Raw genomic sequence first — 14,076 nt, 5'->3', positions numbered from 1 at the left:
TGCAAGAAAAACAGGTACCGGATTCCTCCAGTACCTGCCGTTTACTCTCTATTGTTTACCTTGCCAATCTAGCATTTTCGAGTACGAGCAACCTTGAACAGAGAGATGAAATAGATTAGATATCTTTCCACTTCTGAACCGTAATGTTCGCCGCTTCGGCTCCCCCATTGGTCACATAATTTCGGTTGCTGATGTCGGAGCCGTTTCCGTTCACTTCTACTGTAGACCAGCTGCCTCGCGTTATCTTGTAGTCTATGGAAGTGCCAGAAGCCACGTTTAGCGTAATCTGATAGGTTCCATTGGCATTCTTCGTCAATTCATAGGCAGAGTCTGCGGCATTCCAGCCGTTTACATTACCCGCCAGATACAGATTGGCTCCAGAAGGTGTATTCGCTGGTGCTTGTACCACGATAGTCAGACTGTCCGTTCCAGCAACGGGAACGCCGCTGCTGATCACCCCTCCATTGAAAGTCCATGTCCCCACACCGAAGAAGTAATTCTGACTGTTGTTGTTATCCCAGTTTCCGTTGCCGTCATTGAATACGGCCTCAAGCTGAGTGGCGCTGCCAATATTGATTGTGATCTTATTGTAGCCCGCCACCTCTGCTGCTGGCATCGATACGCCAGGAACAGTCGTCCAGTTGCCGCCAGTGGCTCTGTAGTGAATATTCGGATTCGTAAATCCTTGCTTGTAGTAGATCGTCACTTCATTTCCTTGCTGGGTAGCCGTTGTCGCGGTCGCCGTATTGCTGGCAGCAGACAGATTGCTTGCTGCATCATACGCCTTGACCGTGTACGTATAAGTGGTTCCTGCGGTCAAGCCGCTATCAGAATACGTCGTGGAGGCCGTTGTCGCAATCGATCCCCCATTCCGGAAAATCTCATAACCCGTCACCCCAACATTGTCCGTAGCAGCCGTCCAGCTCAGATCAATGGATTGACTGCTTCGTGCCGTTGCGGTTAGTCCGGTTGGGGCAGTGGGGGCCTGCGTATCTCCACCAGACGGCGCGCCGGAAGAAATGGACCCACCGTCAAACGTCCACGTGCCTGTACCAAAGAAATAATTCTGGCTGTTATTATTGTCCCAGTTTCCATTGCCATCATTGAACACGGCTTCCAGTTGCGTCGCACTGCCGATATTAATCGTGATTTTATTGTAGCCTGTAATTTCTGCGGCTGGCATGGACACCCCTGGAACTGAGGTCCATGTACCGCCAAGTGGTCTGTAATGAATGTTTGGATTCGCAAAGCCCTGCTTGTAATAGACCGTCACGGTGTTGGTGGAAAAGATCGGGGTCGTGATGCTGACGGCCGCACTCAATGCCGATGCATTCGCTGCTGCGTCCAATGCTTTAATCGTATAACTGTATGTCGTATCGCTGGCTACTGTTCCGTCCGTGTAGCCCACGCCTGTCGTAGTTGCAATCAGCGCACCATCGCGATAGACCTCATAACCGGTTACAGCCACATTGTCCGAAGACGGAGACCAGTTCAGCTCAACGGAAGTGCCATTCATACTGGCTGTTACATTTTGAGGAACGGTAGGCGCTTGGGTATCCGCAGCTTGAACCGCATATATTTTGGCTGCATGATCACCGACGGATACCGTAATTTGCTTGCCTGTTGTTCCCCCTGATTGTACGGTAATGGTATCATTCGTATTCAGTTGGTTGGTCAGTACAGTTCCCACGGCGAGTGTGCTCTCTGCGCGCAGCGGGATCGTCTGGGTCTGGGAGCCACCGCCGTTGCTGAACACACTGATGACTTCCTGTCCGGTATTGGCTCCACTGTCTACACGACGGGAAAATGCATACAGGTTCGCGGAGGACCACATCTCTCTTTGCTTCCCTGAACGCAAAGCTTCATACGTTTTGCGGATTTGATTCAATTTGGCGATATGTTGATACGTGCTAGCATTGGTATCAAAATAATCTTGAATGACATTGCCGTTCTGGTCCTTTTCGACCATCGACCAGCGATTCCATGTATCGGCAATGCCCCCGGTTATGATCTGTCCGTTTGCATTTCCGCGATTTTGCTCCGTTCCCTGGAATACAACCGGTACACCGCGAGCGGCATAAATAAAGGAAATCGCATTTTGCAGCTTCGTGACATCCCCGCCAACCTCAGTCAGGAAACGGTTGCGGTCGTGATTATCAATAAAGGTAACCATGTGATTCTCATCGCCATTGTAGCGGTAATCCTGGGCAAACGCCTGTTTCACCGTACTGTCGAAGGATTGCCCGTAAGCAAAACTGTTCAACACCTGGAAAAACAGAGGGAAATCCAGCATCCCCCACTCCCCTTGACTACCTACCCATCTGGATACAAATTCGGCATTGCCATCGAAATTTTCCCCGAAGGTATTTTTGCCAATGTACAGCTCCAGCTCACGCAACACAGACGGCTTGATCAACTTCGCTGCATCAACACGTGCTCCATCGGCACCCGTGTAATCAAACCAGTATTTGATCGCGTCAAAAATAGCCTGTTTGGCTTGCGGGTTGTCATGATCCAAATCATCCAGTCCTGCGAGATCATGATTCTCCAGATAGTCTTGTGCGGCTTGGGAATAATCCCCGTCAATCGAACCAAAATCAATGTCACCATTATGATGATACCAGCTCGGGTTGTTGAAAGGTGCAGCCGGTTGAAGTGACGGAATATCATAATAATTGTTCGTTCCGAGCATGTAGTCCCCGATATGGTTTGGCACAATATCCAGGATGACCTTAATACCGAGATTATGTGCTTCATCTACAAGTTCCTTCAGCTTTTCTTTCGTCCCGAAGTACGGATTTGCTTTGTTCGGGTCCTTGACATTGTATCCATGATAGGCTGTATTGCGACCTGTCCCATTGTTGACACGATTGGTGACCTGTGGCTCAGCTACGGGAGAAATCCAGATCGCGGTGTAGCCCATTCCCTGAATGTAGGGAAGCTTGTCGATAATTCCCTGCCAGTCTCCACCTTTCATATAACGGAAATCTTCCTCTGACGTTTCCTGGTATCGGATTGCGCTGCCAGTTGCATCGTTGGTTGCATCCCCATTGTGAAAGCGATCCACCATAATTTGATAAATCGTGTCATGCTCCGTGATGACCGAGGACGTGGTACTGGCTTCTGCAGTTTCAACCGGGGTCATGCCGCCAACATTTACAAACGAAGAGACGATGAGAGCCAGCATCAACAGGTAGCCCAACTTGATTCTTATAGCTTTTTTCATGATCTTCCTCCTTCTTAAATTTGGATTAAGGAAACCGGTTTCCTATTCTAGATTACTATGTTGACCACTGTTCAGTCAACGATAATTCTAGCATTCATTCTCATTCTGCATGTTATGATTTTCATATTATTCATTGTTAGATGATGTATTGTTTTGAACTTAAAATTGTAAATTCATGTCTGAATTAATGTATATTCTCTTTTATACTTTCTGATTTTCTTATACTCCTACCCTCTTTTTCTATCTCTTTCTCTTTCTCTTTCTCTTTCTCTTTCTCTCTCATTCTCTTTATCTTTCTATCTCTATCTGTTGCTATATATTACGATCTCTTACTGTCATTTTGAGCAACTTCTTGCCATATTCGAGTATGTAAGATTGAAATAGAGGACAATCCATTTAATATTCCTCCCCACTAGTAAACAGATACCCTGCCAGAGAAATAAACATCACGGTGCTGACCAACTGAAATTCAAATTCGATATCCTGAAACATCCACACCGATGAACCCGCTATCTGAGCAACCAGATAAAGATTGTACCAGATGCACAAGATGATGAGGACCACAAAAAATCGCTTAAATCTATTCCTAGCCTCTCTACTTTTTCCTTTAAAGAAGGCAAGGAAAAACAGGGAAACTACCATTATGATAAATATCCAGATTAAAAGCATATCCTTTCCCCTTTCCTAATCGGTTCAATCTGTGTACCCATCGCTTATCAATAAACGGTACTGCTATATATCATATTCATTTTCCACAAACATGTACATATACTAAAAATCTGCATGATGTTTCATCGTACTTCATGCAGGAGAGACCCACTATTCTTCCAGCAAAAAGGAGCCTCCTGATTTTGGAAGCTCCTTGACTGTTTCCGTGAACCATTTATGGATTGATTCTTTCATTTATCCATGCTTGCAACTCTTTCAGCGTCATTCGCACATGATCCACGAGATCGGGAAGATCCTCGATTTGTTGCTCATCAATTTTGCGATCAAAGGCAACTTCGAACCGATGCTGAGACCTGTACAGAGGACTTACTTGATCCTGATCATGATGTTCATCAGGCATTTGGGTAAAGGTCATGCTTATGTTTTGCCGAATCTGTCGCCCTTCTCCCTCCCAGATCGCCTGCACAATCGGGAGCATCTGCGCTCCCAGTCTCTCCATGCTCTCTGCCCCATCCTGCGCGCTGGACATGTCTGTGTCAAATGTGGACCGATCATAATAAAACGATAAATGAAGGCCGCAACCCGGTCTGTCCTGCACAGAACCATTCGCATCCGTATCAGGTGATTTCGATTCATGCTGACTGTCTTTGTCTGTTTGGGAAGGGCGATCCATTAGCTCCCCTGCCAGGTCAGCAAGACCCGTGTGGAGAGAGATCACAGCTGTAAAATCAGTCTGTTTGGGAGTCTGCTCTGTGTTTCGTAATCCAAAGGAAAGCTGATAGTATCGACTCATGGACGCGATATCCAGTCGATCTTCTCGACCGGTGATCTCAATCTGTTCATTCAGATCGAGATCATAGACCGCTCCTTCCAGCATCACTTTCAGATTGTCAAACACTGTAGGATCAAAGCTCATAGCGAATCTGCAACGCTTCTGCTGCCTGCTTGGCACGAGCTTTGGCTTCTTCCACTGTGCTTGCCGTGCTGAGGGCAACAGCCATGCGGCGCCCTTTCTTCGTTTCGGGCTTGCCAAATATGCGAACCTGGGTTTCGGGTATGGCAAGTGCAGTCTCGATTCCGCCAATTTCAAATTGCTGAGATTCCTCAACCGCCTTTAGCGTATGAGAAGCAGATGGACCCAGTTGTTTGATCTGAGGAATCGGATACCCGAGAATCGCTCTCACATGCAGCGCAAACTCAGACAGATCCTGCGAAACCATGGTGACCATCCCCGTGTCGTGCGGACGAGGCGAAACCTCACTGAAATATACCTCATCCTTGCCCAAAAACAGTTCTACACCATACAGCCCATAACCGCCCAGTTCATCCGTCACTGCTCTCGCAATGCGCTGCGACTCTTCGATTTGATGCTCAGTCATCTCATGCGGTTGCCAGGAAACAATATAATCCCCTTCCTGTTGCACATGTCCGATAGGGGCGCAGAAGCTGGTACCAGAGGAAGAACGAACGGTCAGCAGGGTAATCTCCGACTCAAACGGAATGAATGCTTCCACAATCACGCGCTGCTTTTTCGCACGTCCCCCCTCCATTGCTTCCTGCCAGCAGGCTTCTGCTTCCGATTCATGCCGCAGCACACTTTGTCCTTTGCCAGAGGAGCTCATGATCGGTTTGATGACACAGGGAACCCCAATTTCAGCTATCGCTGCTTTCAGTTCATCCAGGGTATTGGCAAACCGGTAGTCCGCAGTGGGTAATCCCAGTTTCTCTGCAGCCAGTCTTCGTATGCCTTCCCGATCCATCGTTAATCTTAAGGCCTGGGCTGTCGGAATGATCTTCCAGCCTTCCTGTTCCAGCTCAACAAGCGTGTCGGTTGCAATGGCTTCAATTTCCGGAACGACCAGGTCCGGCTTTTCTGTTTCAATCAAGGTTCGGAGTGCGTGCCCATCCAGCATATCGATGACATGGGCACGATGCGCGACTTGCATAGCGGGCGCGTGCTCATACCGGTCCGCAGCGATGGTTTCAATCCCGAGGCGCTGGGCTTCCAACAACACTTCCTTGCCAAGTTCCCCGGCTCCGAGCAACAGCATTTTTTTTGCCTGTTTTGAATATGGACTTCCGTACATGACCATCCCCCGTTTTCTTTTGTTCATTCATGATTAGGACTGTGATTTCAATGCCTGAAACAGTATTTTCTTCAGCAATGGTGTCAACTGATCAATCAAATGATCCATATCAGGCACGGTGACACGATAACTTCCATAAATGTGCTGCAAAGCATTCTGTTCTTCCTCCGGCATCTCCTGATCTGACAAAAAAATGCCGATCACCTCAATGCCTCGCTTGCGAGCTTCATAGACAGCGGCATACGTATCCAGCACGCCGTCCTCGAAATAATCCTCCGCAGAAGGCTGCCCATCGCAAAAGACAAGCATGATTTTCTGCTCCTCCTGCCGTTTCATCAATTCCGCGCTCGCTTGCCGTATAATATAGCCGTCGCGGTTATCCTGCTGTGGCTCCAAGTCCAGAATGGACAGACCGGCATCCGGCTCCAGCGAATGCTCCCATTCGACAGCATGATAGAACATATTCGGCAATTCCGAGTGTAACCCTGCTCCTTCTTCCCAAAATCCGATCATTTCATGCGGGACAGCCAACCGCTTCAATCCTTCATGAATGAGCACGGCTCCCTTTTTGGTCCGCTCCATTTTATTGGCCATCGATGCAGAGCAGTCAATCAAGATGGAGAAAGCAGCATGGAGTGAACGAGAGGGTGCTTGTCGATGCTGAAACAGACGGGGCAATGGCTCTGTGACCGCATCAACCAGCGAATGAATATGTCGACCCGAACGTTTTTTTCCTGAAGGAGCATGATGCTGCTTGAGCAGCAGAAGCTTAAGCTGTTGCTCCAAACGTCGGATGGGTCCTGACAATTCCGTCTTCCACTCTTCATATTGCTGTAAACGTTCGTCCTGGCTGACTTGGTTCCATTTCGGGTTCCGCTGGGATGGTCGAATGTGTACCGGTCTCACATGTTGGTGCAGCTTCTCAATCCAGTTTTGCAACGAACCTTGTCCCGGATGGAGGTGCTTCTGCGTATCCAGCTTGTCCCGACCGCCCGTCTGATACCGATTGTGCATGATATTCATTGAGGAAGACTGCTGATTGCTCTCCCTGGCCTCCGATGCGGATAACGCAAGACTCGTCCCCCTTTCAATACGCATTTGCAGGGAAGAATCCTTCGTCTGTTCCGTTTCACGATGCCACATGGGAAGATCCGCTCTTTCTGGTGCATCTCCGTCATCTTTTTCAAGTTCCGGCTGCTTGTCTGCTTCGAGCTTGCCTTTATCTGTCCGCTGTTCCTCTGTGACAGAAGCTTCATGCACGGATGGCGAAGGCTTGTCCGCATGCTGGTCATCCTGATCTGTATCCGGTAATGAAGACCCTTTAGAAGATGTCTTCACAGGTTCGGTCACGGTCTGAGCCTGGAGATGTACGGACTCCTTCCCCTTCTGCTGAAGCTTAAAATGCTGAGTTTTCAGATCCTTTATATCCTCTCTCGGTAAAAGCGCCAAACAGCTCTTTACGAAAAGGGCAAGTTCCATCGTCGTTTCCATCTGGATGGCATCATGTGCGTGTTTGCTCCATGTCCTGATAAGCGGTTCGTAAGACAACAACTCGGCGGCCACCTGATCACGTGTTCCATCGCTTCGCCATTTGGAATGCAAGGACAAGAGACTATTTGGAGGGCTAGCATGCCGAATTGGGTTCGCGTATGCAGAGATGCGAAGCGGATTCAATGTCTCGCCAGGCGGTGTCTGATGCCATACTCGTACATATGCCTCTAACAGCTCCATAAACAGATAGAGCCAGAGCAGTTCGGTGGTCTGTTTCTGCCGAAGCCAATTCGGGGCTTGCCGCAAATAGAATTGTCCGTACATCTGCAACCGTTTCATCCAAGTCCCGCTCATGCCAGGACGCTCCAGCAGGGAACGATGCATGACACGCTGCTGCTCCGTACAGGCAAAGATTTGATGTGTCAGCTTGTGTGGCCAATTGGGCTGACGGGCAAGCAGTTCCTCGAAAAACGCAATGCCTTCGTCTTGCGAAAACCAGCGTATGCCGTAACTCTGTACGTGAATATCACTTTTGCGACCTGCAAACTGAGCCTGTTTATCCATGCCATCCCAAAACGAACTGTACATACAGACGCCTTTGTCCAATTGCAGGGATGCCACGGAATCGGACGTAACTTCCATCTGTGTGATGCGGCTTAGTCCTTTGGACAAGTCCAGCAATTGGAGCTGGGATGTGACATCGACCTCTTCACGAAATGCAAAGACCATCAGCCTTCACCAAACCAGGTTTCCGCCAGATTCATCACATTCCAGCGTTCCCGTTCCTCATCTAATTTGTCTGCAATGCTGCGCTGCACAGCGCGCAAGGGATGAATGAACGAGGCCAGGTCACAGGCATCCAGCAGTGCCCGCACCGATCCGGCTTCTTCTGACAACTGACCCAATTCCAATTGATGAATCAGATCGGCAGAGAGTTGAACAAATCGGTCGATAAGCTTCTCATCTTGTAATCGGGACTGCTCCCTGATCATCTGTTTCAACTGCTCCCCTTGCAGATACGGCAAATCGAGGATGACAAACCGGTTTTTCAACGCTTCGTTAAGCGGAATGGTGCCGATATATCCTTGATTGATCGCCGCGATCACTTTAAATCCGGCAGCTGCCTGGATTTCCTGACCGGTAAACGGGTGGGTGATTGATCTTCGAAAATCCAGCACACTATTCAAAACCGGCAAGGTTTCGGCCTTCGCCATATTAACCTCATCGATATACAACAGTTGACCTTCCTCCATCGCTCGAATCACGGGTCCTGCGACAAAATCAACAACTGCTTTGCCATTTTGCTCCCGCAGTGTCTTGTATCCCAGCAGCGCTTCAGCATCTAAATCGACCGAGCAATTCACTGCATACATCTTTTTGCGATAAATGGATGACAGGGTCTCTGCAAGTCTGGTTTTCCCTGCTCCAGTTGGTCCCTGAAGCAACAGGGGCTTGTCCAGATATAAGGAGACAATCGCATCGACATATAGGACCGGATCATCCGAGCGAAAATAGACCGAATCGATCGCATGCATCGGGCCGCTCGTATGTTCCTGTCGCAGATGTTCCTTGATCTCAGCAGGCAGCTCAAATTGCTTCAATAGTTGTTCCATGCTCTCCATACAAATCGACTCCTCATTCCGTGCTCACAGGTTCCGTTTTTCCATGCCAAAATAAAAGAGAAGGCGCATCTTCCTCCTTCTCCATCCAACTTACTCCTATTTCCTGTCAGATGCAAGCGCCCTTTCAAACCGAGGTTATGGATCTACGACCGCAAGCGTTTTCAATGGTTCAGACGCAGGGTCATCGGGTATATGCAACGCCTGCCTCATATGTTCCATATTCAGAACGCGGATCGATCGATTGACTTGCTCTCTGGTTCTAAGTAGCGTGTATGCTTCCATCTGCTGAACGTGTGTTTCCAGTATATATTGCAATTGCTTGACGGTACCTTGTGGATATTGCTGTTTGACATAAGCGATGACCCCGCTCGCATAGGCGGCTGACATGCTCGTTCCGGTCATCCGTTTATTCTCTCCATCCAGATAGGCGCTTTCAATATTGATGCCAGGTGCGGCATAGGTCAGACCTTCCCCATAATTCCCGTAAATCGATTCGAAATTTTCATCGACAGCCGCCACACTGAGAACGCCTTCATACTTGGCCGGATAATAGACCGCATCCTCTTGCTGATTGCCGGAAGAAGCTACAAATACGACGCCCTGGGAAATACCGAACTGAATCACTTGCTCTGTCAACACGTCATAAGGCTCGATAAAGCTCATATTTACGATATCCGCTCCGTGCGAGATGGCATACAGAATAGCCTGAGCCGTATGCTGAACATCCTGGCCCGTAATCATGCGGATCGCTAAAATTTTGGCTTCTGGTGCATTTTGCTTAATAATCCCTGCCACATGAGTGCCATGACCGGTTTGATCCTCGGATAACGGGTCCTGATCAATGAAATCCCAGCCATGGATGACCTGGCCGGCCAGCAATGGGTGAGAATCATCCACACCGGTATCCAGCACTGCCACAATGACCTCATCCTGGGCAGTTGAAGCTGTCGTTTGAAAATAAGTAGATGGAAAGACCAGAAGGAACAAGAGCATCAGTCGCAAAAAAGGCTTCCAGGTCATCACGATCTCCTCCCTTATCTATCTTTCACCTGCTGCCAATCGGATAAACCCCTTCTACTTTTCAATTACATGACAGAACGATTACCTTTCTGCTACATGTCGTTTGGAGCAAAAGCAAAAACTGCTTCATTCCATAAAGAAAACGCTTACAAAATCAAGTAGAGAATGAAAAGTCACGATACTACTATTCATCGTACCGAATTCATTTTACATTCTGATTACACGGATTTTACACTGCGTTAACATTTGACTGGAGCAGGATGCAAATCCGGTTCACTTACCGCTTATCATACGTTATGAATATGTCATGTACTCGGGTTTTGCGATTGAAGTGATCGACAGACACGAAAAAAGCTTCTCGTGCATCACGCATCAAGAAGCTTTCAGCAGGCTAAATCGATTGAGTTCATCCGGGGGAACTCCGGTTAGCGAATGGATGAAAGAAGATAGATTCAGCTTATGTATTCTCCTTGTCCCATCGATCCATTTCATTCAAAAATTCGGCAATTTCTCCTTCACTGCGCTCCGCTGACTTCAGCTTTGCCAGTTTTTCTTTCAGCAAACGGGCGAAAGCTTCATGATCCTCATGATGTTCCTCACCTCGGGGATCAAACCATACATAGGTGCCCTCCGGTCCATTGCGCAAATAGCGATCGTGCCAGTGATCCGGATACTGGTAAGGCTGTTCACCAAGCACTATCGCGATAGCTGTATCTGGCATCAATGGCATCAGGTGGTGGTACCATTCCTCTTCCCCACCTGCAGACAAGTCTCTATGCAGATAGGTATAATGCAGATACATCTCCCCGCTTACGATATCCTTCATTAACCGGTAGCCATCCTGTTCCCCTTCATGCAACACTTCTTTTGGTTCCAACCGCTCATTGAGCAAGGCATCTTCCACCTGCTCCAGATTGCGTATCGATGTATTCATCTTGATTTTCCTCCTGCTATTGTTCGTTTAGTTCTTCCTGAATGGCCTCTTCCAGTATTTGCTTGTACAGTTGACTGACGCCTAGCCACCAGGCTGGATCTTCCGCATACTTGCGATTCACCCATTTCAGAAAAGGGACGTCAGGCGGACGATCCCGGCTTAAATTAACGACCGTTTTTGCCGCGATGCGAGCCGCTTCCTCCGTGGTCGTATTGTAGTCCTGCCAGCTATGATAAACGTTAAACGGATTATTGGCAATCTGGCTTGCCTGAGGATGGTTCATAGGTACAAACCCCTGTTCTTGCCCGGTAATGGCAAACAGTAAGGCAGGGTGCAGGTTGGCCGATTGTGCAGCTCCCACAATCGCTTCATAATAAACATCCTGATGAAGGATGGATTGCCTTTCTTTCAGCCAGTTCTGGAGCTTCTCCTTTTCTACAGGCCGATAGCGGTAGGATAACGGAATATCCAGGTGTATATCTATTAAATTCTGAAAATAGGGCAGCATGTCCAGCCTGTAAGGAGCTGCCTCCCATGCAGATTGCAAGCCTTCCCATTCAGACTCCCCTTCACGCGTTTGCGGATGAAGGGCCAGCAGCATAGCAGTCCCCAGGAAAATGACCACGACCGCACTCCATCCGAGTGACGACGTGGTGAATGGTTTCCTTGGCTTGCGCCACGAGAGGTGGTTGGCAGGACGAGACATCTCCATAGCTGAATCAGGAGACATCGCAACTTTAACAGTAGCTGCAACAGCCGATTTAGTCCCTGCAGGAAATGCCGCCGCCGCCACTTCAGCAACTGCGAGTTCTGACCATTCCTCACGAGATTGAATGATGATCTCCTGTAGTTCCTTGACCCCGTCCTCCGTCTGAAGCAAACGCTCGATCTCTTCCACAGATTGATCGGCTGCCCCATGTTCCTGTATCCAGTTGGCTAACGGCCGACGTGTCTGCAAAGGATCCAGGCTGTTTTTTTCCAGGCAAACTTGCAGAATCCGGACATGATCCAGGTTCATCACGCCAGCTTCCAGAGAACGGGAAAGCACCTCATGAAGCAGCTTGCGCTTGTACGCCAGATCGAATGCAGGCAATTCTTTCATAACGGTCTGGTGCACTCGTTCCGCCAATTTGGCTGCCCGCACACTAGAGCTCGCCGCTGCATATTGTCCTGCAATTTCCTGTTTCCATCTCTTGATCAGATCATCGTTCAGGATGACCCTGGTCATCGTCGGACACCGCCCTTGTCTTTCCATGTTCGTCGCCTGTTCACCTCTATACATCCACACGCATCCACTGGGTCCACAGGATAGATTACGTATGAGATTCAACAGCCATCCATGATTTCCTTCTGTTTCACGATGTTTCATTTTCTTTCACGATATTTCATTTTGTTCATAAAAAACAGCCCTCCTTGCGCACCAGTCATCTATCTGGCAGCTGGAGGACTGTTCGTCCGATGGATCGTCTGTTTAACAGGGCATAGTGGAAAATACGAGTTCATGTATCGGACAAGGGTGATGTGACTACCTGACATTCGCAACCGAATCTTCTCTGCACAACGCCAGCAAGTGCGTATCCTTTACTTTTAATCCGAAACGGTCTCCAAATTTATCGAAAGCCGGAATGCATACATCGAAGTTCATCGGAATCTGGTCCTCTCGAACGACATAAGGTTCCGTTTCATTTTTGACAACAATCATCAGAACCGGTACCTGCTTCGTTTTAAACCATTTCTTCACCTTCTCCACCCCTACTGCAACCTCTACCACCTGATCATAGGGAATGCTTCTAAGCTCTACATCCTTCGAATCATCGATACGCAACAGCATTTCATGGGTATCCAGGTTCATGTCCTTCACAACCATGTTCATTCATCCTTTCTCCACTTTGGATTTGTGATCATGCTTGTGAAGTATATACACCTTTTCATAACAATTGAATCATTCCCGCGTTTTCAATTGGTGTTTATCCGGTTGGATTTCCCTGAACCACGTATGCAGTTGTTCCACTGAACGAAGGGCATATTCCTTGCGTACCAGACTGCCCGACTGAAAAATCAACAGAGAGGGCACACTGCGAATTTCCCACTCCTCACACCACTGCGGCGCATGATTGACATTCATCCGGTACAAATCCAGATTCGGATGCAGCTCGGATACAATGTCGAGCATGCGCAGTGCCAATTTGCACGTTCCGCAAAAAGGCGTATAGACGAGTACAGCATAGCTGCCCTCTCCCGTTTCCCAGCGTTTCTGGAATTGTGGGAGGGTAAGGTCATTGATCATCCGTTTCCCTTCTTTCTCTGTTCAGATTCCGTCTGCTATGGGCAAGAAGAAGAGACCGTTCAGGCCACTTCACCCCAAACGGTCTCCCTTGTGCGCTGACAAGAAGCCGGTGCAGTTTATGCTTTCCATTTGATATTACAGCCAAGACTCGGCTTTTGATCCTCAAATACGGGTTCCCCGGACAGCACCTGATCCATCGCTTTTCTTAAATCCTGACCGGTAACCGGAATTTCACTACCAGGTCTTGAATCATCCAGCTGGCCACGGTACACGAGTCGGAGATCACCATCGAACAAGAAGAAGTCAGGCGTGCAGGCGGCTTCATAGGCTTTGGCTACTTCCTGCGTTTCGTCATACAAATAGGGGAAGCTGAAGGCCATGGCATGCGCCAGTTCTTTCATGTGGGCAGGAGAGTCATCCGGATATTGCTCTGCATCATTGGCGTTAATCGCAATAAAGGCAATGCCTTTCTGCTGGTACTCCGCTGCCAGATTGACGAGTTCATCCATCACATGTTTCACAAACGGACAATGATTGCACATGAAAATGATGACCGTTCCTTTATCCGATTTTAATTCCTGAAGAGACTGGGATACCCCTTCTACAGGATTCAATAGTTTAAATGACGGGGCAAGTGTCCCCAAAGGGAGCATGTTGGATGGCGTTCTGGCCAAGATTAATCATCCTTTCCATCTCATTCTCAATTTGAAGATCCTTCTCCCCTATTATAGACTTCTGAA

General features: G+C 48.4%; 11 protein-coding genes. All 11 read right to left on the bottom strand.

What is annotated here, in order from left to right:
- Nucleotides 1-115: 115 nt before the first annotated feature.
- On the bottom strand, nt 116-3,226 hold the full coding sequence (locus ACFSUC_RS15970) for a carbohydrate binding domain-containing protein (protein ID WP_379930623.1): 3,111 nt from the start codon (nt 3,224-3,226) through the stop codon (nt 116-118).
- A gap of 883 nt (nt 3,227-4,109) precedes the next feature.
- Nucleotides 4,110-4,811, bottom strand: a complete 702-nt coding sequence (locus ACFSUC_RS15965) for a hypothetical protein (RefSeq protein WP_379930622.1) — start codon at nt 4,809-4,811, stop codon at nt 4,110-4,112.
- Nucleotides 4,801-5,982: a formate-dependent phosphoribosylglycinamide formyltransferase gene (purT, locus tag ACFSUC_RS15960; protein ID WP_379930621.1), complete on the bottom strand. Its 1,182-nt coding sequence runs from the start codon at nt 5,980-5,982 to the stop codon at nt 4,801-4,803. The genes ACFSUC_RS15965 and purT overlap by 11 nt, the downstream gene beginning before the upstream one ends.
- A 33-nt stretch (nt 5,983-6,015) precedes the next feature.
- Complete coding sequence (locus ACFSUC_RS15955; RefSeq protein WP_379930620.1) at nt 6,016-8,202, bottom strand: vWA domain-containing protein; 2,187 nt, start codon at nt 8,200-8,202, stop codon at nt 6,016-6,018.
- Nucleotides 8,202-9,086 carry an AAA family ATPase gene (locus ACFSUC_RS15950; RefSeq protein WP_379930985.1) on the bottom strand — a complete coding sequence of 295 codons (885 nt, stop codon included), beginning with the start codon at nt 9,084-9,086 and terminating at the stop codon, nt 8,202-8,204. Before ACFSUC_RS15950 ends, ACFSUC_RS15955 begins: the two co-directional genes overlap by 1 nt.
- A 144-nt stretch (nt 9,087-9,230) precedes the next feature.
- Entirely contained in the window at nt 9,231-10,115 is an 885-nt protein-coding gene (locus ACFSUC_RS15945; protein ID WP_379930619.1) for a S8 family peptidase, read from the bottom strand.
- A gap of 457 nt (nt 10,116-10,572) precedes the next feature.
- The gene (locus ACFSUC_RS15940; RefSeq protein WP_379930618.1) at nt 10,573-11,049 is read right to left on the bottom strand and encodes a hypothetical protein; all 477 of its coding nucleotides are present in this window, start codon (nt 11,047-11,049) and stop codon (nt 10,573-10,575) included.
- Between the two features lie 16 nt (nt 11,050-11,065).
- Nucleotides 11,066-12,331: a hypothetical protein gene (locus ACFSUC_RS15935; protein WP_379930617.1), complete on the bottom strand. Its 1,266-nt coding sequence runs from the start codon at nt 12,329-12,331 to the stop codon at nt 11,066-11,068.
- A gap of 243 nt (nt 12,332-12,574) precedes the next feature.
- Nucleotides 12,575-12,922 carry a hypothetical protein gene (locus ACFSUC_RS15930; RefSeq protein WP_379930616.1) on the bottom strand — a complete coding sequence of 116 codons (348 nt, stop codon included), beginning with the start codon at nt 12,920-12,922 and terminating at the stop codon, nt 12,575-12,577.
- A gap of 69 nt (nt 12,923-12,991) precedes the next feature.
- Entirely contained in the window at nt 12,992-13,336 is a 345-nt protein-coding gene (locus ACFSUC_RS15925; protein ID WP_379930615.1) for a thioredoxin family protein, read from the bottom strand.
- A 116-nt stretch (nt 13,337-13,452) separates the two neighbouring features.
- Nucleotides 13,453-14,010: a thioredoxin family protein gene (locus ACFSUC_RS15920; RefSeq protein ID WP_379930614.1), complete on the bottom strand. Its 558-nt coding sequence runs from the start codon at nt 14,008-14,010 to the stop codon at nt 13,453-13,455.
- Nucleotides 14,011-14,076: the final 66 nt, after the last annotated feature.

Origin of the sequence: Marinicrinis sediminis (genome assembly GCF_042685085.1) — a bacterium.
Taxonomy (GTDB): Bacteria; Bacillota; Bacilli; order Paenibacillales; family KCTC-33676; genus Marinicrinis; species Marinicrinis sediminis.
This window is presented reverse-complemented; position numbering and strand designations above follow the sequence as displayed.

Coding starts and splice junctions, on each gene's coding strand:
- ACFSUC_RS15935 (WP_379930617.1), bottom strand. CDS start 12,331: ATGTATAGAGGTGAACAGGCGACGAACATGGAAAGACAAGGGCGGTGT.
- ACFSUC_RS15945 (WP_379930619.1), bottom strand. CDS start 10,115: ATGACCTGGAAGCCTTTTTTGCGACTGATGCTCTTGTTCCTTCTGGTC.
- purT (WP_379930621.1), bottom strand. CDS start 5,982: ATGTACGGAAGTCCATATTCAAAACAGGCAAAAAAAATGCTGTTGCTC.
- ACFSUC_RS15970 (WP_379930623.1), bottom strand. CDS start 3,226: ATGAAAAAAGCTATAAGAATCAAGTTGGGCTACCTGTTGATGCTGGCT.
- ACFSUC_RS15965 (WP_379930622.1), bottom strand. CDS start 4,811: ATGAGCTTTGATCCTACAGTGTTTGACAATCTGAAAGTGATGCTGGAA.
- ACFSUC_RS15940 (WP_379930618.1), bottom strand. CDS start 11,049: ATGAATACATCGATACGCAATCTGGAGCAGGTGGAAGATGCCTTGCTC.
- ACFSUC_RS15930 (WP_379930616.1), bottom strand. CDS start 12,922: ATGAACATGGTTGTGAAGGACATGAACCTGGATACCCATGAAATGCTG.
- ACFSUC_RS15950 (WP_379930985.1), bottom strand. CDS start 9,086: ATGGAACAACTATTGAAGCAATTTGAGCTGCCTGCTGAGATCAAGGAA.
- ACFSUC_RS15955 (WP_379930620.1), bottom strand. CDS start 8,202: ATGGTCTTTGCATTTCGTGAAGAGGTCGATGTCACATCCCAGCTCCAA.
- ACFSUC_RS15925 (WP_379930615.1), bottom strand. CDS start 13,336: ATGATCAATGACCTTACCCTCCCACAATTCCAGAAACGCTGGGAAACG.